The sequence below is a fragment of the Micromonospora rhizosphaerae genome, from assembly GCF_900091465.1.
In the GTDB taxonomy this organism is placed as follows: Bacteria; Actinomycetota; Actinomycetes; order Mycobacteriales; family Micromonosporaceae; genus Micromonospora; species Micromonospora rhizosphaerae.
Map to the genome: position 1 here is coordinate 3,213,788 of NZ_FMHV01000002.1, position 24,531 is coordinate 3,238,318.

The window sequence follows — 24,531 nt, forward strand, 5'->3', positions numbered from 1 at the left end:
CGGTCAGCCGACCGAGTCCCGTCCGGCATCGGTCAGGCGGCGGTGAGGTTCTGCAGGCGGACCTGCCCGCGGGACACCAGCCGCCCGTCGGCGTCGGTGATCTCCACCTGCCAGAGCTGCTGGCTGCGGCCCCGGTGGATCGGGGTACCCACCGCGGTCAGCTCGCCCTCGCGAACCGCTCGGAGGAAGTCGGTCTGGTTCGACACGCCGACCACCTGGCCCTTGTCGCCGAGCCAGAGGGCGCCCCCGATGCTGGCCGCCGTCTCGACCACCGAGCAGTAGACCCCGCCGTGCTGGATCCCGAACGGTTGGTGCAGCTCCGGACGCACCTCCCAGCGGATCACCACCTTCTCGCCGCTGACCTCGTCGAACTTCAGGCCCAGCAGGGCGACAAAGCCCCCGGTCGGGTCCGGCATCTCCACGGCAGCCCCTCCTCAGCTCGTGCCGAGGCGCCAGCCTAGTCGGCCCACCGTTGGCAAACCCGGTACGGTCCGGGGGCCGTCATGGGGGAGAATCGGTGACCGTGACCGACAGCAACCTCCCGCACGGGCGGGACTCCCTGACCGACGACCTGCTGTGGCGGGGCCTGATCCAGGACTCGACCGGCCTCGACGAGCTGCGTGAGCTGCTCGACGGCCCGCTGGCCACCTTCTATGTGGGCTTCGATCCGACCGCCCCGAGCCTGCACGTCGGCCACCTCATGCAGGTCACCACGGCCCGTCGGCTCCAGCTTGCCGGGCATCGGCCGCTGCTGCTGGTCGGCGGCGCGACCGGTCAGATCGGTGACCCGAAGGAGAGCGCGGAGCGCACGCTCAATCCGCCCGAGGTGGTGGCCGGCTGGGTGCGGCGGATCCACGACCAGCTCGCGCCGTTCGTGTCGTACACCGGGGAGAACGCCGCCCAGGTGGTCAACAACCTGGACTGGACCGGCGAGATGTCGGTGGTCGAGTTCCTCCGCGACGTCGGCAAGCATTTCCCGGTGAACAAGATGCTGGCCCGTGAGGTGGTCAAGGCCCGGCTGGAGAGCGGCATCAGCTTCACCGAGTTCAGCTACCAGCTCCTGCAGGCCAACGACTTCTTCGAGCTGCACCGTAGGTACGGCTGCCAGCTCCAGTACGGCGGCTCCGACCAGTGGGGCAACATCACCGCCGGCGTCGACTACGTCCGCCGCCGGGGTGCCGGTCCCGTGCAGGCCTTCACCACGCCGTTGGTCACCAAGTCGGACGGGACGAAGTTCGGCAAGACCGAGGGCGGCGCGATCTGGCTCGACCCGGAGCTGACCAGCCCGTACGCCTTCTACCAGTTCTGGGTCAACGTGGACGACCGGGACGTGGGCCGCTACCTGCGGTACTTCAGCTTCCGCTCCCGGCAGGAGCTGGAGGAGCTGGAGAAGGCCACCGCCGAGCGACCGGCGGCCCGGCTCGCGCAGCGCGCCCTCGCCGAGGAGCTGACCGCACTGGTGCACGGCGAGCGGGAGATGGCCCAGGCGGTCGCCGCCAGCCAGGCGCTCTTCGGCCGGGGCTCGTTGGAGGAACTCTCTCCGGAGACCTTGCGCGCCGCGCTCACGGAGGCCGGACTGGTCCACCTGAAGGAGCTGCCGGACATCGTGGGCCTGCTCAAGGAGTCCGGTCTGGTGCCGAGCCTCAAGGAGGCCCGCCGGGTGATCGCCGAGGGCGGCGCCTACGTCAACAACGCGCGGGTCACCGAGGCGGACGCGAGTTTCTCCCCGGAGGATCTGCTGCACGGGCGATACCTCGTGCTGCGCCGCGGCAAGCGCTCGTTCGCCGGGGTTGAGCTGGACAAATAGCAGTACGTCGACAGTGTGACGCGGGACGCGCCCAGCGGATTTGACGATCAAACCGCTGGGCGCGTAACTTTCTCTCTGCCAGCGCGGAACGGACGAAACAGGCGAAAGCCCCGGAGGCCGGACCGCGGGAATGGCTCCAGGGTCCGCCGGGTTGTAACCGGTACGAGCCTGGACCGGGCGGTGCGATCCACTGGGTCGCGAGGCCGGCCGGAACCGCGGGAATGACCCCGGGCTCGGATGGGTTGAACCCCATGTGAACCTGGACCGGGCGGTGCCCCGGATCCGCTGAGAGGCGGATTTGGCGAGGCGGAACCGACCGGGTAAGGTAGTCCGCCGGCAGGGAAACGGGCGAGTGTGCGGGAGACCGCAGCGGCCGTCCTGCCGAGAATCCACGAGACGCCTGGCGTGAGCCGGTCCGATCGTGGTGCCCGGAAACGGGTGGAAGCAGGTCAGATCGCGAAACACCGGTTTGACACGGTGGAAACGGCGAGGTAACGTGGTAAAAGTGCCCGGCGCGGGAGCGGCGGGTGCGGTTGAACGAAATGCCCCGGATGGGGCCCCTTTTTGGGGGGTTTCCGGATGGTGTGTGGTTGTTCTTTGAGAACTCAACAGGGTGCTTGATAAGCCAGTGCCAAATTGTTTGATGCCCCGTTCTGGCAGGTCTTTGGGTCTGTTGGTTTGGGATTCCTTTGGCAACACTTTTGTTGTCAGGATTTTCTCTGATTTTTGTTGGAGAGTTTGATCCTGGCTCAGGACGAACGCTGGCGGCGTGCTTAACACATGCAAGTCGAGCGGAAAGGCCCTTCGGGGTACTCGAGCGGCGAACGGGTGAGTAACACGTGAGCAACCTGCCCTAGGCTTTGGGATAACCCCGGGAAACCGGGGCTAATACCGGATAGGACTGCTGGCCGCATGGCTGGTGGTGGAAAGTTTTTCGGCCTGGGATGGGCTCGCGGCCTATCAGCTTGTTGGTGGGGTGATGGCCTACCAAGGCGACGACGGGTAGCCGGCCTGAGAGGGCGACCGGCCACACTGGGACTGAGACACGGCCCAGACTCCTACGGGAGGCAGCAGTGGGGAATATTGCACAATGGGCGCAAGCCTGATGCAGCGACGCCGCGTGAGGGATGACGGCCTTCGGGTTGTAAACCTCTTTCAGCAGGGACGAAGCGTAAGTGACGGTACCTGCAGAAGAAGCGCCGGCCAACTACGTGCCAGCAGCCGCGGTAAGACGTAGGGCGCGAGCGTTGTCCGGATTTATTGGGCGTAAAGAGCTCGTAGGCGGCTTGTCGCGTCGACTGTGAAAACCCGCAGCTCAACTGCGGGCCTGCAGTCGATACGGGCAGGCTAGAGTTCGGTAGGGGAGACTGGAATTCCTGGTGTAGCGGTGAAATGCGCAGATATCAGGAGGAACACCGGTGGCGAAGGCGGGTCTCTGGGCCGATACTGACGCTGAGGAGCGAAAGCGTGGGGAGCGAACAGGATTAGATACCCTGGTAGTCCACGCTGTAAACGTTGGGCGCTAGGTGTGGGGGGCCTCTCCGGTTCCCTGTGCCGCAGCTAACGCATTAAGCGCCCCGCCTGGGGAGTACGGCCGCAAGGCTAAAACTCAAAGGAATTGACGGGGGCCCGCACAAGCGGCGGAGCATGCGGATTAATTCGATGCAACGCGAAGAACCTTACCTGGGTTTGACATCACCGGAAATCCCTCAGAGATGGGGGGTCCTTCGGGGCCGGTGACAGGTGGTGCATGGCTGTCGTCAGCTCGTGTCGTGAGATGTTGGGTTAAGTCCCGCAACGAGCGCAACCCTCGTCCGATGTTGCCAGCGCGTAATGGCGGGGACTCATCGGAGACTGCCGGGGTCAACTCGGAGGAAGGTGGGGATGACGTCAAGTCATCATGCCCCTTATGTCCAGGGCTTCACGCATGCTACAATGGCCGGTACAATGGGCTGCGATACCGTGAGGTGGAGCGAATCCCAAAAAGCCGGTCTCAGTTCGGATCGGGGTCTGCAACTCGACCCCGTGAAGTCGGAGTCGCTAGTAATCGCAGATCAGCAACGCTGCGGTGAATACGTTCCCGGGCCTTGTACACACCGCCCGTCACGTCACGAAAGTCGGCAACACCCGAAGCCGGTGGCCCAACCCCTCGGGGAGGGAGCCGTCGAAGGTGGGGCTGGCGATTGGGACGAAGTCGTAACAAGGTAGCCGTACCGGAAGGTGCGGCTGGATCACCTCCTTTCTAAGGAGCACCATCCGTCGAAAGGCGGTATGGAGCCCGCGGCCCGCGAGTGTCGGGTCGGGGTGCTCGATGGCGGAGACACTGGTGAGTTCGGCTCCGGCAACGGCCACGACGTCTAGTACACGCCCCTATGGGGTGCAGGAACGACTGGTTGGTGCGGCTGGAGCGGGATGGTAAGCACCCTGTTGGGTCCTGAAAGAACAACCGTGGGTTGTCTTTCAGAGCCGTAGGCGAGCGGGATTGCTCGTCGGGCTGCCAGGCATGGCCTGGTGTGGCATACCGCCGGCGGTGGTCGGGTCTGGTGTTACACGGATCGGGTTGTGGGTTGGTCGTTTGTTGAGAATTGCACAGTGGACGCGAGCATCTTTGTGGTCAAGTTGTCAAGGGCGAACGGTGGATGCCTTGGCACCAGGAGCCGATGAAGGACGTGGGAGGCCGCGATAGGCCTGGGGGAGCTGTCAACCGAGCTGTGATCCCAGGGTGTCCGAATGGGGGAACCCGGCACCAGTCATGTGGTGTCACCCGTACCTGAACACATAGGGTACGTGGAGGGAACGCGGGGAAGTGAAACATCTCAGTACCCGTAGGAAGAGAAAACAAAGAGTGATTCCGTGAGTAGTGGCGAGCGAAAGCGGATGGAGGCTAAACCGGCCGCGTGTGATACCTGTCAGGGGTTGCGTGGTCGGGGTTGTGGGACCCTGCTCAACAGGCTGACAACTGTTGGAGGAGTTACAAAGTCAGTGGCTAGTCGAACAGTCTGGAAAGGCTGACCGTAGACGGTGAGAGTCCGGTAGGTGAAAGTTGCTGATCTCCTGTGGGTGTTCCCGAGTAGCGGCGGACTCCTGAAATCTGCCGTGAATCTGCCAGGACCACCTGGTAAGCCTAAATACTTCCTGGTGACCGATAGCGGACGAGTACCGTGAGGGAATGGTGAAAAGTACCCCGGGAGGGGAGTGAAATAGTACCTGAAACCGTTCGCCTACAATCCGTCGGAGCCTTGCGGGGTGACGGCGTGCCTTTTGAAGAATGAGCCTGCGAGTTAGTGGCATGTGGCGAGGTTAACCCGTGTGGGGGAGCCGTAGCGAAAGCGAGTCTGAATAGGGCGATTCAGTCGCGTGTCCTAGACCCGAAGCGGAGTGATCTAGCCATGGGCAGGCTGAAGCGCGGGTAAGACCGCGTGGAGGGCCGAACCCACCAACGTTGAAAAGTTGGGGGATGACCTGTGGTTAGGGGTGAAAGGCCAATCAAACTCCGTGATAGCTGGTTCTCCCCGAAATGCATTTAGGTGCAGCGTCGCGTGTTTCTTGCCGGAGGTAGAGCACTGGATGGTCTAGGGGGCCCACAAGCTTACCGAAATCAGCCAAACTCCGAATGCCGGTAAGTGAGAGCGCGGCAGTGAGACTGCGGGGGATAAGCTTCGTAGTCGAGAGGGAAACAGCCCAGATCACCAGCTAAGGCCCCTAAGCGTGTGCTAAGTGGAAAAGGATGTGGGGTCGCATAGACAACCAGGAGGTTGGCTTAGAAGCAGCCACCCTTTAAAGAGTGCGTAATAGCTCACTGGTCAAGTGGTTCCGCGCCGACAATGTAGCGGGGCTCAAGTACACCGCCGAAGCTGTGGCACTCACACTGTAACTTCGCAAGAACGTGATTTCTTGTGCAGGTGTGTGGGTGGGTAGGGGAGCGTCGTGCCGTGGGTGAAGCAACGGGGTGACCTAGTTGTGGACGCGGCACGAGTGAGAATGCAGGCATGAGTAGCGAAAGAAGGGTGAGAAACCCTTCCGCCGGATGACCAAGGGTTCCAGGGCCAGGCTAATCCGCCCTGGGTAAGTCGGGACCTAAGGCGAGGCCGAGAGGCGTAGTCGATGGACAACGGGTTGATATTCCCGTACCCGCGAAAGAGCGACCCTGACGAACCTCGTTGTGCTAACCACCCAAGCCGGCGGCGACCTTCGGGTCAAAGCTGGGGAGCGTGGGACCCCGGCGGGTAGTAGTCAAGCGATGGGGTGACGCAGGAAGGTAGCTGAGCCCGGCCGGTGGTTGTGCCGGGGTAAGCGTGTAGGCCGCACCATAGGCAAATCCGTGGTGCAACAGGCTGAGACGTGATGCCGAGCCGATTCAGGTGAAGTCAGTGATCCTATGCTGCCGAGAAAAGCCTCTAGCGAGTTCTTAGCGGCCCGTACCCCAAACCGACACAGGTGGTCAGGTAGAGAATACCGAGGCGATCGGGCGAACTGTGGTTAAGGAACTCGGCAAATTGCCCCCGTAACTTAGGGAGAAGGGGGGCCGGAGACGTGAAGCCCCGCGCGGGTGGAGCGTTGTATGGCCGCAGAGAGCAGGGGGAAGCGACTGTTTACTAAAAACACAGGTCCATGCGAAGAAGTAATTCGATGTATATGGACTGACGCCTGCCCGGTGCTGGAACGTTAAGGGGACCTGTTAGCTGGTAACGGCGAAGCGGAGAACTTAAGCGCCAGTAAACGGCGGTGGTAACTATAACCATCCTAAGGTAGCGAAATTCCTTGTCGGGTAAGTTCCGACCTGCACGAATGGCGTAACGACTTCCCCACTGTCTCAACCACAGGCCCGGCGAAATTGCACTACGAGTAAAGATGCTCGTTACGCGCGGCAGGACGGAAAGACCCCGGGACCTTTACTATAGCTTGACATTGGTATCTGAATTAGCTTGTGTAGGATAGGTGGGAGCCGGTGAAGCCCATACGCCAGTATGGGTGGAGGCAATCTTGAAATACCACTCTGGTTGATTTGGGTATCTAACTTCGGACCGTTATCCGGTTCAGGGACAGTGTCTGGTGGGTAGTTTAACTGGGGCGGTTGCCTCCTAAAGGGTAACGGAGGCGCCCAAAGGTTCCCTCAGCCTGGTTGGCAATCAGGTGTTGAGTGCAAGTGCACAAGGGAGCTTGACTGTGAGACTGACAGGTCGAGCAGGGACGAAAGTCGGGACTAGTGATCCGGCACTGGCATGTGGAAGCGGTGTCGCTCAACGGATAAAAGGTACCCCGGGGATAACAGGCTGATCTTCCCCAAGAGTCCATATCGACGGGATGGTTTGGCACCTCGATGTCGGCTCGTCGCATCCTGGGGCTGTAGCAGGTCCCAAGGGTTGGGCTGTTCGCCCATTAAAGCGGTACGCGAGCTGGGTTTAGAACGTCGTGAGACAGTTCGGTCCCTATCCGCCGCGCGCGTAGGATACTTGAGAAGGGCTGTCCCTAGTACGAGAGGACCGGGACGGACGAACCTCTGGTGTGCCAGTTGTCCCGCCAGGGGCACGGCTGGTTAGCTACGTTCGGAAGGGATAACCGCTGAAAGCATCTAAGCGGGAAGCTCGCTTCAAGATGAGGTATCCCACCACCTTCGGGTGGGTAAGGCCCCCAGCTAGACGACTGGGTTGATAGGCCGGAAATGTAAGCCCGGTAACGGGTTCAGTTGACCGGTACTAATAGGCCGAGGACTTGACAACAAAGTGCTACGCGTCCACTGTGCAACTCCCGACAAACGAACAACACACCCAAGTGGTTGGTGTTGTTTGACATGTCGATAGAGTTACGGCGGTCATGGCGGAGGGGAAACGCCCGGAAACATTCCGAACCCGGAAGCTAAGCCCTCCAGCGCCGATGGTACTGCACTCGGGAGGGTGTGGGAGAGTAGGACACCGCCGGACAAACTTCCAATCGAGGGCCGCCCCATCCGGGTCGGCCCTCGATTGCGTAGCGCCCTTGGTGGCGCAATCAGGAAGGATGTACCTGTGAGTTCAGGACCGCAGGGCGGCGATCGCCCCCGACGTTACGAGGACCGCGCCGACCGTCAGCAGGGGCGCGGTGACGCCCGCCGCGACGACCGCTCCCCGTACCGGGGCAGCCGTGACGACCGCTCGAGCGGGCAGCGCGGCGGCTACGGCGGTGACCGCCGCGAGGGGGATTTCCGTTCCCGTGAGGGCGGCTTCCGGGGTGGCGAGCGCCGCGAGGGCGGCTTCCGCCGCGACGACCGCGAGGGTGGCTTCCGCGGTGGCGAGCGTGAGGGCGGCTTCCGCCGCGATGGTGCCGGAGCCCGTGAGGGTGGCTTCCGTCGTGACGACCGCGAGGCTGGTTTCCGCGCCGGCGACCGACGTGAGGGCTTCCGCCGTGACGACCGCGAGGGCGGTTTCCGCGGTGGCGAGCGTCGCGAGGGTGGCTTCCGTGGCGGTGAGCGCCGCGAGGGTGGCTTCCGGCGCGACGACCGCGAGGGCGGCTTCCGCGGTGGCGAACGCCGCGAGGGCTTCCGCCGTGACGACCGCGAGGGCGGTTCCCGCGGTGGCGAGCGTCGCGAGGGTGGCTTCCGGCGTGAAGACCGCGAGGCTGGTTTCCGCGCCGGCGACCGACGTGAGGGCTTCCGCCGTGACGACCGCGAGGGCGGTTTCCGCGGTGGCGAACGCCGCGAGGGCGGTTTCCGCGGTGGCGAACGCCGAGAGGGTGGCTTCCGGCGGGACGACCGCGAGGGCGGTTCCCGCGGCGGTGAGCGTCGCGAGGGTGGCTTCCGGCGGGACGACCGCGAGGGTGGCTTCCGGGGTGGCGAGCGTCGCGAGGGCGGCTTCCGGCGTGAAGACCGTGAGGGTGGCTTCCGGCGGGACGACCGCGAGGGTGGCTTCCGGGGTGGCGAGCGTCGCGAGGGCGGCTTCCGGCGTGAAGACCGTGAGGGTGGCTTCCGCGGTGGCGAGCGTCGCGAGGGCGGCTTCCGCGGCGGTGAGCGTCGCGAGGGCGGCTTCCGGCGTGAAGACCGTGAGGGTGGCTTCCGCGGCGGTGAGCGTCGTGAGGGCGGCTTCCGGCGTGAAGACCGTGAGGGTGGCTTCCGCGGTGGCGAGCGTCGCGAGGGCGGCTTCCGCGGCGGTGAGCGTCGCGAGGGCGGCTTCCGTGGTGGTGAGCGTCGCGAGGGCGGTTTCCGTGGCGGCCCGGACCGGGGGCGTGCCGAGCGCGAGGGCGACCGCCGCGGCGGCCGGCCGCGTCGGGAGGAGCGGCGGGGCTTCGAGGAGCGTGGTCGCCCGGCCGGCCCACGGCGGGAGCGTGCCGAGGGCGGCGAGGCCGAGCGCGTCGCCGCGCCGGCGCTGCCGGACGAGATCGTCGCGAGCGAACTCGACCCGACCGTCCGCGCCGAGCTGCTCTCGCTGGCCAGGCCGGTGGCGGAGACCGTCGCCCGGCACCTGGTCGCCACCGGTCACCTGATCGACGAGAACCCGGCGGAGGCGCTGGCGCACGCGCTGGCCGCCCGTCGGCTGGCCTCCCGGATCGCCGCGGTGCGGGAGGCGGTCGGGCTGGCCGCGTACCACGCGGGGGAGTGGCAGACGGCGATCGCCGAGCTGCGCACGTACCACCGGATGACCGGGTCGCAGAGCCACCTGGCGGTGCTGGCCGACTGCGAGCGGGCGCTGGGGCGTCCGGAGCGGGCGATCGACCTGTTCCGGGGCGCCGATCGGGCGAAGCTCGACAAGGCCGCCGCGATCGAGCTGCTGATCGTGGCCGCCGGGGCGCGTGGTGACCTCGGCCAGAAGGACGCGGCCGTGGCGATGCTCCAGGTCCCCGAGCTGACCAGCGACTCCGAGCCGTGGGCGGCGCGGCTGCGCTACGCGTACGCCGACGCGTTGCTCGCGGTGGGCCGGCGCGAGGAGGCACGGGAGTGGTTCTCCCGGGCCGCCGAACTGGACCCCGAGGGGGAGACCGACGCCGCGGAGCGGCTGCTCGAGCTCGAGGGTGTGGTGATCGAGGGCGACGACGAGGACGAGGAGCTGGCGGTCGAGGAGACCACCGGCCCCGGCGCCCCCGGCGCCGTGCCGGCCCGGCCGGACCTCACCGGCGGTGACACCGAGCCGGACGACGAGACCGACTCCGACGACGAGGACGACCGCGCGGACGACGAGGACGACGGCGATGCCCGGTACCACGACGAGGACGACGCCCGCTACGGCGAGGGGGACGACCTCGCCGAGGACGAGCTGACCGACGACGAGGCGCGTGGGCTCGCCGACGACGTCCGGTCCGGCGCCACCGGGTCCGCCGAGGCGGCCGGTGGCGAGGAGGCGGCCCGCGAGTCGGGGTCGGACGGGCGGTGACCACCGTCGCCGGGAAACGGCTGGTCGACGGGTACGCCCTGGTCGTCTTCGACCTCGACGGGGTGATCTACCTGATCGACCGGCCGATCCCCGGCGCGGTCGAGGCGGTCGCTCGGCTGCACGCCGAGGGCCGCGCGGTGGCATACGCGACCAACAACGCCTCGCGCCGGTCCAGCGAGGTCACCGCCCTGCTGACCGGCATGGGCGTGCCGGCCCGACCGGAAGAGGTGCTCACCTCGGCCGCGGCCACCGCCGAGCTGCTCCGCGACCGGCTCCCCGACGACGCCGCGGTGCTGGTGGTCGGGGCCGAGGCGCTGCGTGCCGAGATCCGAGCCGTCGGTCTGCGGCCGGTCTCCACCGCCGACGAGGAGCCCGCCGCGGTGGTGCAGGGGTACGGCCCGGAGGTCGGCTGGGTGGACCTGGCGGAGGCGACGGTGGCGGTCCGGGCCGGCGCGCCCTGGTACGCCACCAACACTGACCGCACGCTGCCCAGCGGCCGCGGCCCGTTGCCCGGCAACGGGTCGCTGGTCGCCGTCCTGCGGACCGCGCTGGACCGGGAACCGGACGTGGTGGTGGGCAAGCCGGAACCGGCGCTCTTCGCCACCGCCGCCCGGCGGGCGGGCTCCGGACGGACCCTGGTGGTCGGCGATCGGCTGGACACCGACATCGAGGGCGCCCGCCGCGCCGGCCTGGACAGTCTGCTGGTGCTCACCGGCGTCAGCGACGTACCCGAGCTGCTGGCGGCCCCCGAGCGGCGGCGGCCGACGCACGTCTCCTTCGACCTGGCCGGGCTCTTCGAGCCGGCGGCCGTGGCGCGGGTGCCCGGCGAGCCGGAGCTCGGCGGCTGGTCCGTCGATCTGACGGCCGCCGGCCTGGTGCTGAGCGGCGCCGGACGCCCGCTGGACGCCCTCGCGGCGCTCTGCGCGGTCGCCTGGTCGGCGTCGGTCGGCCCGGTCGTACGGGCGGCGTCACCGGCGGCGGAGGAGGCGCTGTGGGCGCTTGGCCTCCCGGCCTGACCGCCCGCCGCCCCGCGCTCAGAGCAGCTTGCGGAGCTTCATCAGGTCGAACGGGTTGGCCTTGATGGACACCCGGCGCGAGCCCACCGCCTTGGCGACGTCGAGCTGACCGTGCACGAGCGCGACCAGGTCGTCGCTGCTCGAGCTCAGCGCGATCTTGGCCTTCGGGTCGTCGCCGTCGGCCAGGTCGACCAGCCGGCCGCCCTCGAGCCGGCCGTGGAACGCGGTGTCCAGGTCGGTGATCCGGCAGGCCAATGTCCGGTCCAGGTCGATCCGCTCCTGCATGTCGGCGTGCCGTTCCAGCCGGGCGGCCAGCTCCTGCAATGCTTGCCGGCACTCGTCCACGCTGGCCACATCGTCTCCTCACCGCACGCCACGCCGTTCCCCGGCACCGTACCGCAATGGGTGGTCCGAGGGGCCCGGTAGCGTGACACCTGCACACCCCCGCCCCGCGGAAGGACTCTCAGGCATGCAGGACGCGTGGCGCGCCTACCTCGAGCTGGCCATGGGCCTGACGGAGGCGCCCCGGAAGAAGGCCCAGGACGCCGTGCGGCGCGTGGTCGGCCAGGGCGGCGCCACCGCCGCCCAGCTCCAGGCGCTCGCCGAGGAACTCGTCTCGACAGGCATGGCCAACCGCGAGGCGCTGACCAAGCTGGTCCGCTTCGAGGTGGACCGGGCCCTGGGCGCGGTGGGGCTGGCCACCGCCGACGAGGTCGCCGAGCTGACCCGCCGGGTGCACGAGCTGGAACGGCAGCTCCGGGAGGCGAAGGCCGCCCCGGGTGCCGCCCCGGACACCATCCCGCCGGGCCCGGCCACCACCCCGGCCGCACCGGGCAGGACCCCTGCGGCGCCGGCCTCCGCCGCGCCCGTCGGCCCCGCTCCCGCCCGCGGGAAGGCGGTGGCGAAGAAGACCGTGGCGAAGAAGGCGGTCGCGACGAAGCCTCCGGCCACGGTGTCGCGCACCGAGGAGTCGCCGGCAACGCCGGTCCGGCCGGCCAAGAAGGCCCGCGCGCAGAAGCAGGGCGGTGCCGAGTGAACGTTCGGACCAGCCACCGGACCGCGTCGTGACCGCCCCGTTCCGCCCCGGCCCGCCGTCCGGTGATCGACCCGTGCCGCCGCCCGGTCCCCGTCCGGGGCCGCCGCTCGGCGCACGCCCCGGCGCGCCGCCCGGGGCCCGGCCCGTTCCGCCACCCTCGGCGGAGGACGTCGACGACGCCCGCCACCCGGCGGTCGACGCCGCCGTCCAAGCCATGATCAACGCCGCCGCGCTGTCCCCGGCGGACCAGATCGCTCAGTACGAGGCGGCGTACGAGACGCTGCGCGAGACCCTGGCCAGCATCGACCAGGCCTGACCGACCGGAGAAGAACCACCCATGGCGCGTCGCAACCGGCTGGATGCCGAACTCGTCCGCCGCGGCCTGGCCCGCTCCCGCGAGCAGGCCGCCGCGCTGGTGGCGGCCGGCCGGGTCCAGCTGCGCGGGGTGCCGGCCCGCAAGCCCGCCGCGATGGTCGACCCCGCCGATCCGCTGCTGGTCACCGGGGAGGACCCCACCGCCGAGTACGCCTCCCGCGGCGGCCACAAACTGGCCGGCGCGCTGGCCGCGTTCGGCCCGCGGGGGCTGACCGTGGCCGGCCGGCGGTGCCTGGACGCGGGCGCGTCGACCGGCGGCTTCACCGACGTGCTGCTGCGCGCCGGCGCGGCCGAGGTGGTGGCGGTCGACGTCGGCTACGGCCAGCTGGCCTGGCCACTGCGCAACGACGACCGCGTGCGCGTCTTCGAACGCACCAACGTCCGTACGCTGACCCCGGAGGCCATCGGCGGCGAGGTCGACCTCACGGTGGCCGACCTGTCGTTCATCTCGCTGCGGCTGGTAATGCCCGCGCTCGCCGGCTGCACCAGGGCCGACGGCGACCTGGCGCTGATGGTGAAGCCGCAGTTCGAGGTCGGCAAGGAGCGGGTCGGCGCGGGCGGGGTGGTACGCGACCCGGCGCTGCGGGCCGAGGCGGTGCTCGAGGTGGCGGCCGCGGCGGCGCAGCTCGGCCTGGGCCTGGCGGGTGTCGCCGCCAGCCCGCTGCCGGGGCCGAGCGGCAACGTGGAGTTCTTCGTATGGTTACGCCGGGGCGCGCCGCCGGCGGACCCGGAGCGGGTACGTGCGGTGGTGGCGGCCGGACCGGAGGGCTCCCCGCCCTCCGCTGACTCGCCGGACAGCGAGGAGACAGCTGGGTGAGCGCGAGGAGTGCGGCGGAGCGGAGCCCCGCGGTCGCGAACGGAGGAGGAGTGCGGTGAGCCGGACCGCTCTGCTGGTGACGCACACCGGCCGCCGACGCAGCACCGAGCACGCCCGGGCGGTGGCGGCCGACCTGATCGCCGCCGGCTTCGAGGTGCGGGTGGTGGCCGAGGAGGCCGACGACCTCGATCTGCCCGGCGTGGTCCCGGTGACCGGTCCGGAGGCGGCCGAGGGCGCCGAGATCGTCTTCGCGCTCGGCGGGGACGGCACCTTCCTGCGCGCCGCCGAGCTGGCCCGGCCGGCGAAGGCGCCGCTGCTCGGCATCAACCTCGGCAAGGTCGGCTTCCTCGCCGAGGCCGAGATCGACGACCTCGACCTCGCGGTGCGCGACGTGGTCGGGCGCAACTACACGGTGGACGAGCGGCTCACCCTCGACGTGACCGCCGAGTTCGAGGGCGGCCCGACCATCGAATCGTGGGCGCTCAACGAGATCAGCGTCGAGAAGGGTGAGCGGGCCCAGATGCTGGAGCTCCTCGTTGACGTCGACGGCCGTCCGCTGTCCCGGTACGGCTGCGACGGGGTGGTCTGCGCGACCCCCACCGGCTCCACCGCGTACGCGTTCTCCGGCGGCGGGCCGGTGGTCTGGCCCGAGGTGGAGGCGCTGCTGCTGGTGCCGATCAGCGCGCATGCGCTGTTCAGCCGGCCGCTGGTGACCGCGCCCACCTCCACCTTCTCCATCACCGTCGACCCGTTCACCACCCTGGCCGTGCTCTCGTGCGACGGGCGTCGGGTCTACGACCTGCCTCCGGGCGCCAGGGTGACCGTGCGCCGCGGCGCGCTGCCGGTGCGGATCGTCCGGCTGCGGGCGCGCCCCTTCACCGACCGGCTGGTGGCCAAGTTTGGGCTGCCCGTGCACGGCTGGCGGGGCGGCCGCCGCTGACCGCGCGGCTCGGCGGCACCGGGGCGGGGAAGCGAGCTATCGGGTTGAGCCGGCCGAGCACAGGAACGTCCGGCGACCCGGGACCGCACCCGGGGTCGTCATCGTCTGCCACCGTCCGCAGCAACCCGCCGGACATCCGGCGGTCCGGCTCCGGCCGTCCGTTGTCCACCTGGCGACATGTCGCCGATGCGGCGGGCCGCAGCTAGTGACCATCGATGATCTCCGTCGCAGACTCCGATCGGTCGATCTTTTGGGACCGGCCATCGGAGAAGAGGAGCACATCGCATGAACTGGCCCCCACGCTGGCTCGCCGCCGGCGCGGTCGGCGCGATGGTGGTCGGACTCGCCGTACCGGCGTCCGCCGCCCCGCCCGCCCCGCCGGCCGGCCCGAGCCCGGCCGCGTCCACTCCGGGCGGCGTGCCCGTCCGCATCACCCTGATCACCGGCGACCAGGTCGACCTGGTCCAGGCCGCGCCCGGCCGGGTCGCCGCCACCGTCCACCCCGGCCCCGGCCGCGAGCGGATCACCTTCCACACCGTGGAGGCCGACGGCCGGATGCGGGTGCTGCCCAGCGACGTCGTGCCGTACGTCGCCGCCGGGGTGCTCGACCCCAACCTGTTCGACGTGGAGGAGCTGGCCGCCGAGGGCTACGGCGACGCCGCGCAGGGCGCGCTGCCGCTGATCGTGCGCTACCAGGCACCGGCCGCCGGGCGGGTGCGGCCGCTCGCCGGCGCCACCGCCGCCCGGCCGCTGGAGAGCATCAACGGCGCGGCACTGCGGGTCGGCAAGGCCGACCTCGGCGGCCTGTGGACAACGCTGCGCGGCACGCCGGAGGCCCGGACCACCGCCGGCGCGCCTCGGCTCGGCGCCGGCATCGCCCGGGTCTGGCTGGACGGGCGGGTCCACGCGGATCTGGAGCACAGCGTGCCGCAGATCGGCGCCCCGGCGGCCTGGGCGGCCGGCCGCGACGGCAACGGCGTCCGGGTCGCGGTGCTCGACACCGGGGTCGACGCCACCCACGCCGACCTGGCCGGCCGGATCGCCGAGACGCAGGACTTCACCGGCAGCGGCAGTGCCCGGGACGGGCACGGCCACGGCACCCACGTGGCCTCCACCATCGCCGGCAGCGGCGCCGCCTCCAACGGGCTGCGCAAGGGCGTCGCCCCCGGCGCACAGCTGCTGATCGGCAAGGTGCTCGACAACAACGGCAGCGGTTACGGCTCGGACATCATCGCGGGCATGGAGTGGGCCGCCCACTCCGGCGCGAAGGTGGTCAGCATGAGCCTCGGCGGCCCGGCCACCGACGGCACCGACCCGATGAGCCAGGCGGTCAACGATCTCACCGCCGAGACCGGCACGCTCTTCGTGATCGCAGCCGGTAACTCGGGCGAGGCGGGCACCGTCGGGACGCCGGGCGCGGCCACCGCCGCGCTCACCGTCGGCGCGGTGGACCGCGACGACAACCTGGCCGACTTCTCCAGTCGCGGCCCCCGGATCGGCGACAACGGCCTGAAGCCGGAGATCACCGCGCCGGGCGTCGGCATCGTCGCCGCCCGCGCCGCCGGCACCACCATGGGTACGCCGGTGGACGACGCGTACACGCGGGCGTCCGGGACGTCGATGGCGACCCCGCACGTGGCCGGCGCGGCGGCGATCCTCGCCCAGGAACACCCGGACTGGACCGCCGGGAAGCTCAAGGACGCGCTGGTCAGCACGACGAAGGCGAACCCCGCGCTGACCGTCTTCGAGCAGGGCGGCGGCCGAGTGGACGTGGCCCGCGCGCTGAGCCAGCGGGTGTACGGCTCGGCCACCGCCGACTTCGGCCGGATGAACACCGGTGGTGCGGTGGCGGAGCGGACCGTGACGTACACCAACGGCACCTCGTCCCCGCAGACCCTGCGGCTGGCCCTGGAGCTGCGCAACCTGGACAGCGGCGCCGCCGAGGCCGACGGCGTCTCCGTCGGTTCCGAGGTGACGGTGCCCACCGGTGGCAGCGTGGCCGTGCCGCTGCGCGCCGACCCGGCGAAGCTGGACCGCGGGGTGTACGGAGGGTGGCTGGTGGCGACCGGCGCGGACGGCGTGGCGGTGCGCACCGCCGTCGGACTCACTCTCAAGGGCCCGCTGCACACCGTCACGCTGCGCGCGCTGAACATGGCCGGGCAGCCCGGCCTGGCGTCCGTGGTCACCCTCTTCGGCGAGCACCCCGAGTCGGACCACATCGGTTGGATCCCCGGCGAGGCGCAGGTGCAGGTCGAGGAGGGCCCGTACCTGCTCGAGGGGCTGATCGAGCACGGCGCCCCGTTGGACGAGCAGATCACCCTGGTCACCGACCCCGAGCTCATGGTGGACCGCGACCTCACCGTGGTGCTCGACCCGCGCAAGGGCACGCCGGTGCGGATCGAGACGCCGAAGCCGACCGAGCAGCGGGCGGTGATCAGCTTCTTCGAGCACCGGGTGTTCGGCAACGGCCGGCAGGTCGACCACGGCGTGATGGAGTTCAGCACGATCCAGCAGGTGAACGTCACGCCGACCCGGCCGGTGCGCCAGGGCGAGTTCGAGTTCGCCTCCCGCTGGCAGCTGGTCGCTCCCATGGTGGACGCCAAGGTCAGCAACGTCTCCGGTCCGCTGGACATCAATCTGCTGCGCCAGTCGCCGGCTCCGGACGGCCGGCGGAAGCTGCCGCTGGTGTGGGCGGGCGACGGCACCCCCGCCGAGCTGTCCCGAGCCGGGGTCGAAGGTGCGGCCGCGCTGGTCACCGGCAATCCCGAGCGCGTTGCGGAGGACCAGATGGTCGCCGACGCCACCGCGGCCGGCGCCGCGATGGTGCTCATCGTCCGGCCGGCGAATTGGAGCGCGTGGACGGACTGGGCTCCCGACGGGGACCGCCTGCCGATCCCGTCGATGGTGGTCGCGTACGACGACGGGCAGCGGATGATCGCGGCGGCGAAGGCCGGACGCGTGACGCTGGACCTGACGTTGACCCCGAACAGCCCCTACCTGTACGACGTCTGGCAGGTGTCGAAGGGGCGGGTCCCGGATCGCATCGTGCACCAGGTGACCGCGGACAACACCGCCGAGGTGACCGCCCGTTACGCCGACACCGGCGGGTTCGACTGGGCCGAGGAGCAGCGGTTCGGCTGGCGGCCCTGGCAGGAGTACTCCTGGTTTGACGAAAAGCGGTTGGTGCGTACCGGCACCGTGCGGCAGGAGTTCGTCAGCGCCGGGGACAACTGGTGGCAGCAGCGGGTGCTGCACCGGCTCCAATGGTCCTGGGGCCGGCTGGTCGGGGGCGCCATCCAGCAGCCCCGGCAGTACGCCGCCGACGACCGGGTCACCGAGACCTGGCACGCGCCGGTGGCCCGGCCGGCCGTGCCGGCGGGTTCCGGGGTGCCGGTGCCCACGCGCACCGGGGACACCCTCGACCTGCGGGTGGCCGAGTTCGTCGACGCCGACGGCCACTACAGCCCGGCCGGGTTCAGCGAGGAGCAGGACACCGTCGAGCGCCGGCTGAGCCGGGACGGGCAGCAGATCGCCGACCTCTCCGGCGGCTGGGCACCGGTGCCGACCACCCCGGGTGCGGCCCGGTACCGGCTGGACGTCAACACCCAGCGCTCCTCGGACGAGTGGCGGTGGGCCACGCGTACCGAGACGGCCTGGCAGTTCACCTCGGCCCGGCCCGCCGGTGACGCCGCCCAGCCGCTGTCGCTGCTGCAGGTGGACTACCAGGTCCCGGCGGACCTGCGGGGCGAGGTGCCCGGTGGCCGGCCGCACGAGGTGGGGCTGACCCTGCGTCAGCCGGCCGGCGTACCGGCGCCGACCGGCGTCGGGGTGCGGGTCGAGGTGTCGTTCGACGGCGGGCACAGCTGGCGGACCGTGCCGGTGCGCGGCACGGGTGCCCGGTTCACCGCCACGGTGCCGGCCGGACGCGGCACGGTGTCGCTGCGGGTGCACGCCGGCGACCGCGCCGGGAACACCGTCGACCAGACCGTGGTCGACGCGTACGGGCTGCGCTGATGCGGGCGGGGTGGGACGGCGGTGACGCCGTCCCACCCCGTCGCCGTGGCGGCCCTTGGGGTAACGGCGGGCCGATGGTGAGCCGGGGCGCCCGGGAACCTCAGATCCAGCCCCGCCGGGCGGCCTGGAAGGCCAGCCCGGGCCGGGTGTCCACGCCGGCGACCGTCATCAGGTCTGCCAGCCGCCGCTGGACCGTACGGCGGCTCACCCCGAGCTGGGAGGCGATCGACTTGTCCGGTACGCCGGCCACGAACAGCGAGAGCAGCCGAACCTCGTCGGCGTCTGGCCGGTAGCCGTCACCCGCCTGCTCTGCGGGTGGGGCGGTGGAGCGCAGCGGCGTCGCTATCCGCCAGTAGCTCTCGAAGAGGGCGAGCAGCGCGTCGAGCAGTTGGCTGCGGCCGATCACCGCGGCGCTCGCTTCGCCGCTGTCCCGGTCCGGCACCAGCGGGCAGACCGCAATCCGGCCGTCCACGATGGTCAGCCGGACCGGCAGCCGGTCGAGCACCCGGGCCTGCTCGCCGGCGCGTACGCCCTGCTCGATGTCCTCCAGCGCGCCCGGTTCGAGGAGCATCTCGCGTTCGTAGATGGCGCGGTAGCGGACCCCACGGGCCAGCGCGTCGAACTCCTCGACGTTCTCCGGCCCGGCCATGGCCAGCGGGTTCGCCCGGCAGAACCACAGCACCTCGACCCGGGCGGCGTTCTGCAGGTCGCGCAGGCGCTCGCGGAGCACCGGGGCGCCGGTGATCACCTCCACCAGGTGGGCGGCGTCGCGCCGCCGCATCCCGGCCCGGTACTCCTCGGTCAGCTGGGTGACCGCCGAGCGGGCCGCCTCCAGCGCCTCCTGGCGGCGCAGCAGCGCCTCGCCGAGCGGAACGTCGGGCGCCAGCGGCCGCAGCGGCGCGTCCGGCTCCGGCCCGGTCGGCAGCACCAGCCCCTTGCCGCGCAGGGCGTCGAGCTGCGCGACGACCTCCGCGCGCGGCCGGCGCAGCCGCTCGACGAGTTCCTCGACCCGGGCCGTGGTGAGCTGGACGAGGGAGCGGTAGAGCTCCGCCTCGCCCGGGGTCAGGCCGATCACGTCCAACACGGGGCAGAACTGTACGACGCGGCATCGCCGGCTGGTCAACTGTCAGGCCCCGCGTCTACTGTCAGGTGCTGTGCTGGAAGAGCTGCGCATCACCGGACTGGGCGTCATCGAGGACACCACGCTGCCGTTGACCGGCGGGATGAACGTCATCACCGGCGAGACCGGTGCGGGCAAGACCATGGTGGTGACCGGCCTCGGCCTGCTCTTCGGCGGACGGGCCGACGCCGGGCGGGTCCGTGCCGAGCCGGGCCGGGCGGTGGTGGAGGGCCGACTGCGCCTCGACGGCCGGGTGGCGGAGACCGTGCACGCCCGGATCACCGACGCCGGCGGCGAGCCGGACGAGGACGGCTCCCTGCTGCTGAGCCGTACCGTCACCGTGGAGGGTCGCTCCCGGGCGCACCTGGGCGGCCGGAGCATGCCGGTGTCGATGCTCGGCGAGGTCGGCGAGCAGGTGGTGGCCGTGCACGGGCAGTCCGACCAGCTCCGGTTGCTGCGGCCGGCTGAGCAGCGGGCCGCGCTGGACCGCTTCGCCGGCTCCGAGCACGAGAAGCTGCTCGACGCACTGCGCGAGGCGTACACCCGGTGGCGGGCGGTGGTGGACGACCTGGCCGACCGGCGGCGCAACGCGCGCGAGCGCAACCAGGAGGCCGATCTGCTCCGGCTCGGCCTGGACGAGATCACCAGGGTCGACCCGCAGCCCGGCGAGGACGACGAACTGAAGGCGGAGGCGCAGCGCCTGGAGCACGCCGAGGGGCTGCGCACCGCGGCGCAGCTGGCGCACCAGTGCGTCGCGAGCGGGGTGGAGGCGGCCGAGGAGACCCCCGACGCCACCGCGCTGCTGGGCACCGCGCGGCGCACCCTGGAGGCGCAGGCCGGCACCGATCCCGCCCTCGGTGAGCTGGCGCTCCGGCTGGAGGAGGCGGCCACGCTGGTCACCGACGTCTCCGCCGAGCTGTCCGCGTACCTGGCCGCGCTGGACGCCGACCCGGCCCGGTTGCAGGCCATCTACGAGCGGCGGGCCGCGCTGCGCGGGCTGACCCGCAAGTACGCGGACGACGTCGACGGGGTGATCGCCTGGGCCGAGCGGGCCCGCACCCGGCTGTCCGACCTCGACACCTCCGACGAGCTGCTGGACGAGCTGGACCGGGAGGCGGCCCGGCTGGCCGGTGAGGTGGCCGAGCTGGCCGGGCGGGTCTCCACCTCCCGGCAGGAGGCGGCGGTCCGCTTCGCCGAGCAGGTCACCGTCGAGCTGGCCGGGCTGGCCATGCCGCACGCCCGGATCGAGGTGGCGGTGCTGCCCCGGCCGGTCGGCCGGGCCGAGCCGAGCCTGCCGGTCAACGGCGTCGAGGCCGGCGTCGGCCCGGACGGCGCGGACGAGGTGGAGCTGCGCCTGCTGGCCCACCCCGGCGCGCCGTCGCTGCCGTTGCAGCGCGGCGCCTCCGGCGGCGAGCTGTCCCGGGTGATGCTCGCCATCGAGGTGGTCTTCGCCGGCTCCGGCGGCCCGCCCACCCTGGTCTTCGACGAGGTGGACGCGGGCGTCGGCGGGCAGGCGGCGGTGGAGATCGGCCGCCGGCTGGCCCGGCTGGCCCGCAGCCACCAGGTGTTGGTGGTCACCCACCTGCCGCAGGTGGCCGCGTTCGCCGACCGGCACCTGGTGGTGGCGAAGGACACCGGGGGAGCCGTAACCACCAGCGGGGTGCGTGTGGTGGAGGACACTGAGCGGGCCCGGGAGCTGGCCCGGATGCTGGCGGGTTTGCCCGATTCTGACCTGGGTATCGCGCATGCGGAGGAACTCCTGGCCGTGGCGGCCAAGGAAAGGCGTCCGTGACGCCGGGTTTGTGAGCGCAAGCACACCGGCACGCCCTCCCGTGTGCTTCCCTGGGTAGGCGGCCCTGCTCAGGCATGTCGCGACAGCAATACCTGCCTCACATGCCAGGATGGTCACGATGCGTCTACCCACGTTGCGCCGGACCCGGAACGCGGTACCGGGCTCAGTCCTCGGCACCGCGCGCCTCGACCGCCGCACCAAGCGGCTCGTCGGTCGGCTCCGACCCGGCGACATCGCAGTCATCGACCACGTCGACCTGGACCGGGTCGCGGCGGACTCGCTGGTGGCCGTCGGCGTCGCCGCGGTGCTGAACGCCAAGCCCTCCGTCTCCGGGCGCTACCCAAACCTCGGTCCCGAGGTGCTGGTCGCGGCCGGGATCCCGCTCCTCGACGACCTCGGGGAGTGCGTCTTCGAGCAGATCCGCGAGGGCGATTTCGTCCGGATCGAGGGCAACACGGTCTTCGTCGGCGAGGAGCCGGTGGCGCACGGCACCCTCCAGGACGCCGAGACGGTGGCCAAGGCGATGGCGGACGCCCGGGAGGGGCTCTCGGTCCAGCTGGAGGCGTTCGCCGCCAACACCATGGACTACCTCAAGCAGGAACGCGACCTGCTGCTGGACGGCGTCGGCGTACCGGAGATCCAGACCCAGCTCCAGGGCCGGCACTGCCTGATCGTGGTCCGGGGCTACGACTACAAGGCCGACCTGGACGTGCTGCGCCCGTACATCCGGGAGTTCAAGCCGGTGCTCGTCGGCGTGGACGGCGGCGCGGACGCCCTGGTCGAGGCGGGCTACACGCCCGACATGATCATCGGCGACATGGACTCGGTCACCGACGACGTGCTGCGCTGCGGCGCCGAGGTGATCGTGCACGCCTACCCGGACGGGCGGGCGCCCGGACTCGCCCGGGTCAACGAGCTGGGTGTGCCGGCCATCACCTTCCCCGCCGCGGCGACCAGCGAGGACCTGGCCATGCTGCTGGCCGACGAGAAGGGCGCCTCGCTGCTGGTGGCCGTCGGCACCCACGCCACGCTGGTCGAGTTCCTCGACAAGGGCCGGGGCGGCATGGCCTCGACCTTCCTGACCCGGTTGAAGGTCGGCGGCAAGCTGGTCGACGCCAAGGGGGTGAGCCGGCTCTACCGGCAGAGCATCTCCGGCTCCTCGCTGCTGCTGCTGGTCCTCTCGGCGGTGGCCGCGATGGCCTCCGCGGTGGCGGTCTCCACCGTCGGCAAGGCGTATTTGGGCGTGGTCTCCGAATGGTGGGACAATTTCGTGTTCCAACTCGGCCAGCTCTTCTAGCTCCCCGACTGATCAAGAGGCTGCAAGCGTGATCAATTTCCGCTACCACGTGGTGTCCCTGACCGCGGTCTTCCTGGCGTTGGCGATCGGCCTGGTGGTCGGCACGGCTGCCCTGAACGGGCCGGTCGCCGACTCGCTCAAGGAGAACGTCAACGCGCTGCGCAAGGACAACCAGCAGATGCGCCAGTCGGTCAACGCCATGCAGAAGGAGCTGGAGGGCGAAGAGGACTTCGCGGCGGAGATGGCGCAGGTCGTCCTGCCCGGCAAGCTCACCGGGCGGCGCGTGCTGGTGATCACCCTGCCCAGCGGCCGGGAGCAAACCGAGGGCGTGCTGAAGATGCTCCAGCTGGCCGGGGCGAACGTGACCGGCCGGGTCGACCTGCAGGACAAGTTCATCAACCCGGACAGCAACAACAACCTGCTGGAGCTGGCCGTCACGGCCGCCCGCCCGAACAGCGCCCCCACCGCCGGGCTGCCCGGCAACGGGCACGGCGTGGAGACCTCCAGCGCGCTGCTGGCCAGCATTCTGCTCGACCGGGCGCAGGGCACGCCGCCGGTCTCCGACGCGGACCGCAGGGCTGTAATGTCGGCGTACTCCAACTCCGGATACCTCACCACCGAGGACAAGGTCACCGGGGCGGCCGAGGCGGTCGTCCTGGTCAGCGGCCAGCCGTACGTGGACAAGGACTCGGCGAAGAAGGACGAGTCGGTGGTGAAGGTCGCCGAGCAGTTCGACCGCAGCGGCGCGATCGTGGTCGGCGGCAACGGCTCGGCCGGCGGCAACGTGGTCGCCGTGGTTCGCGGCGACGCGGTGCTCTCCCAGACCATCTCCACGGTCGACAACGCCAACACCGTCCAGGGTCAGCTGGTCACCGCGCTCGCGCTGGTGCAGCAGCTGACCGAGAAGAAGGCCGGCCAGTACGGCGTGGGCGACAACGCTGCCGGGCTGCTGCCTAAACTGCCCCAGTGAGCGAGCGGAGCGAGCGAGCCATCGGGCGCAGTAGCGTGGCGCGTCGCGCCGCCAGGGAGCGGAGCGAGGCGGCGGCGTGAGCGGCCGACCGCTGTCCGGTCTGCACCGCATCACGTACGGCATCCGGGTTGGAGGGGTCGCGTGAGCAGGTTGGGTCGGCTGCTGGCCGCCGGCGCGGGGGCGGTCGCCGCCCGGTACGTGCTGCGCGAGGTGCGTACCGCCCCGGTCGGGCCGGCGCTGGAACGGACCAACTTCCGCGGCCGGACGGTGACCCTGGCCGCCGGTCCCGCCCTGGCCGTGGGCGCCGCCGGGGCGAGCGCGCTCGGCGCCTCCAGCGTCCCCTCCGGCGCCGCCGCGCTGCTCGCCGGGCTCGGCGCGGGGGCGGTCGGGCTCTACGACGACGTGGTCGGCGCGCGCCCCGAGCAGAAGACCGCCAAGGGCTTCACCGGGCACCTCGCCGCACTCCGCGAGGGGCGGGTCACCGCCGGCCTGGTGAAGATCGTCGCGGTCGGCGCCGCCGGCCTCGGCGCGGCGGCGCTGCTCGCCGCGGACCCCCGGGTCGCCGCCCACCCGAGCCGGCAGCGCCACGGCACCCTCGGTCGCGGGCTCGACGTGCTGCTCGGCGCCGGCGTGGTGGCCGGCACGGCCAACCTGCTCAACCTGCTCGACCTGCGCCCCGGCCGGGCGCTGAAGTCCGGGATGCTGCTCGGCGCGCCGCTGGCCGGCGGACCGCACGGCGGCATCGCCGGCGGCGCGGTCGGCGCCGCCGCCGGGCTGATCCGCGACGACCTCGACGAGCGGGTCATGCTCGGCGACAGTGGCGCCAACGCCCTCGGCGCGTTGCTCGGCGTGAGCATGGCCGCACGGACCGGCCCGCTCGGCCGGGCCGGCATCCTCGCCGCGCTCGCCGCGCTCACCGCGGCCAGCGAGAAGGTCAGCTTCACCCAGGTGATCCAGCGGACCCCGGGGCTGCGGGAACTCGACGCGCTGGGCCGACGCGCCGACTGA

The 24,531-nt window shown here is 70.7% G+C and carries 16 protein-coding genes and 3 rRNA genes; 15 read left to right on the forward strand and 4 right to left on the reverse strand.

Annotation, left to right across the window (positions count from 1 at the left end; all coding sequences use genetic code 11):
* Positions 1-32: 32 nt before the first annotated feature.
* Positions 33-416, reverse strand: coding sequence for a PaaI family thioesterase (locus tag GA0070624_RS15450; protein WP_176732023.1), 384 nt, complete (start codon positions 414-416; stop codon positions 33-35).
* 107 nt (positions 417-523) lie between these two features.
* Here GA0070624_RS15450 and tyrS point away from each other — a divergent pair, with 107 nt between their 5' ends.
* The 4 genes from tyrS (at position 524) to rrf (ending at position 7,728) form a co-directional block, all read left to right on the forward strand.
* A complete protein-coding gene (gene tyrS / locus GA0070624_RS15455; RefSeq protein ID WP_091348904.1) occupies positions 524-1,807 on the forward strand; it encodes a tyrosine--tRNA ligase in 1,284 nt (427 codons plus the stop codon).
* A gap of 726 nt (positions 1,808-2,533) precedes the next feature.
* Positions 2,534-4,049: ribosomal RNA gene (locus GA0070624_RS15460) — 16S ribosomal RNA — on the forward strand.
* Between the two features lie 370 nt (positions 4,050-4,419).
* Positions 4,420-7,527 (forward strand): 23S ribosomal RNA (locus GA0070624_RS15465).
* Between the two features lie 84 nt (positions 7,528-7,611).
* A 5S ribosomal RNA gene (gene rrf / locus GA0070624_RS15470) occupies positions 7,612-7,728 on the forward strand.
* The 16S, 23S and 5S rRNA genes sit together here, the layout of an rRNA operon.
* Positions 7,729-7,818: 90 nt before the next feature.
* Here the strand turns inward: rrf and GA0070624_RS15475 are convergent.
* Positions 7,819-9,258: a hypothetical protein gene (locus GA0070624_RS15475; RefSeq protein WP_141715021.1), complete on the reverse strand. Its 1,440-nt coding sequence runs from the start codon at positions 9,256-9,258 to the stop codon at positions 7,819-7,821.
* Here GA0070624_RS15475 and GA0070624_RS15480 point away from each other — a divergent pair.
* Together GA0070624_RS15480 and GA0070624_RS15485 are read left to right on the forward strand one after the other, a co-directional pair.
* Positions 9,217-10,146, forward strand: a complete 930-nt coding sequence (locus tag GA0070624_RS15480; RefSeq protein ID WP_425413508.1) for a tetratricopeptide repeat protein — start codon at positions 9,217-9,219, stop codon at positions 10,144-10,146. The two genes, GA0070624_RS15475 and GA0070624_RS15480, sit on opposite strands and share 42 nt — an antisense overlap.
* Positions 10,143-11,162 carry an HAD-IIA family hydrolase gene (locus GA0070624_RS15485; RefSeq protein ID WP_091341736.1) on the forward strand — a complete coding sequence of 340 codons (1,020 nt, stop codon included), beginning with the start codon at positions 10,143-10,145 and terminating at the stop codon, positions 11,160-11,162. The genes GA0070624_RS15480 and GA0070624_RS15485 overlap by 4 nt, the downstream gene beginning before the upstream one ends.
* 18 nt (positions 11,163-11,180) lie before the next feature.
* On the opposite strand, the gene GA0070624_RS15490 is transcribed toward GA0070624_RS15485, so the two are convergent.
* A complete protein-coding gene (locus GA0070624_RS15490; protein WP_091341739.1) occupies positions 11,181-11,516 on the reverse strand; it encodes an SCP2 sterol-binding domain-containing protein in 336 nt (111 codons plus the stop codon).
* Positions 11,517-11,631: 115 nt separating this feature from the next.
* On the opposite strand from GA0070624_RS15490, the gene GA0070624_RS15495 reads away from it, so the two are divergent.
* From GA0070624_RS15495 to GA0070624_RS15515, 5 genes are all read left to right on the forward strand, one after another.
* Positions 11,632-12,198, forward strand: a complete 567-nt coding sequence (locus GA0070624_RS15495; protein ID WP_091341742.1) for a phasin family protein — start codon at positions 11,632-11,634, stop codon at positions 12,196-12,198.
* 28 nt (positions 12,199-12,226) lie between these two features.
* The gene (locus tag GA0070624_RS15500; RefSeq protein WP_245718800.1) at positions 12,227-12,514 is read left to right on the forward strand and encodes a hypothetical protein; all 288 of its coding nucleotides are present in this window, start codon (positions 12,227-12,229) and stop codon (positions 12,512-12,514) included.
* A 21-nt stretch (positions 12,515-12,535) separates the two neighbouring features.
* Positions 12,536-13,390: a TlyA family RNA methyltransferase gene (locus GA0070624_RS15505; RefSeq protein ID WP_091341744.1), complete on the forward strand. Its 855-nt coding sequence runs from the start codon at positions 12,536-12,538 to the stop codon at positions 13,388-13,390.
* Between the two features lie 55 nt (positions 13,391-13,445).
* Complete coding sequence (locus GA0070624_RS15510; protein ID WP_091341746.1) at positions 13,446-14,330, forward strand: NAD kinase; 885 nt, start codon at positions 13,446-13,448, stop codon at positions 14,328-14,330.
* A 285-nt stretch (positions 14,331-14,615) separates the two neighbouring features.
* Positions 14,616-18,344, forward strand: coding sequence for a S8 family serine peptidase (locus GA0070624_RS15515; RefSeq protein WP_091341748.1), 3,729 nt, complete (start codon positions 14,616-14,618; stop codon positions 18,342-18,344).
* 100 nt (positions 18,345-18,444) lie between these two features.
* Here the strand turns inward: GA0070624_RS15515 and GA0070624_RS15520 are convergent, their stop codons facing one another.
* Complete coding sequence (locus GA0070624_RS15520; protein ID WP_091341750.1) at positions 18,445-19,428, reverse strand: helix-turn-helix domain-containing protein; 984 nt, start codon at positions 19,426-19,428, stop codon at positions 18,445-18,447.
* A gap of 70 nt (positions 19,429-19,498) precedes the next feature.
* On the opposite strand from GA0070624_RS15520, the gene recN reads away from it, so the two are divergent.
* From recN to GA0070624_RS15540, 4 genes are all read left to right on the forward strand, one after another.
* Entirely contained in the window at positions 19,499-21,256 is a 1,758-nt protein-coding gene (gene recN, locus GA0070624_RS15525) for a DNA repair protein RecN (RefSeq protein WP_091341752.1), read from the forward strand.
* 118 nt (positions 21,257-21,374) lie between these two features.
* Positions 21,375-22,553, forward strand: coding sequence for a putative cytokinetic ring protein SteA (gene steA, locus GA0070624_RS15530; RefSeq protein WP_091341754.1), 1,179 nt, complete (start codon positions 21,375-21,377; stop codon positions 22,551-22,553).
* 28 nt (positions 22,554-22,581) lie between these two features.
* The gene (locus GA0070624_RS15535; RefSeq protein ID WP_091341756.1) at positions 22,582-23,523 is read left to right on the forward strand and encodes a copper transporter; all 942 of its coding nucleotides are present in this window, start codon (positions 22,582-22,584) and stop codon (positions 23,521-23,523) included.
* A gap of 141 nt (positions 23,524-23,664) precedes the next feature.
* Complete coding sequence (locus GA0070624_RS15540) at positions 23,665-24,531, forward strand: hypothetical protein (protein ID WP_091341758.1); 867 nt, start codon at positions 23,665-23,667, stop codon at positions 24,529-24,531.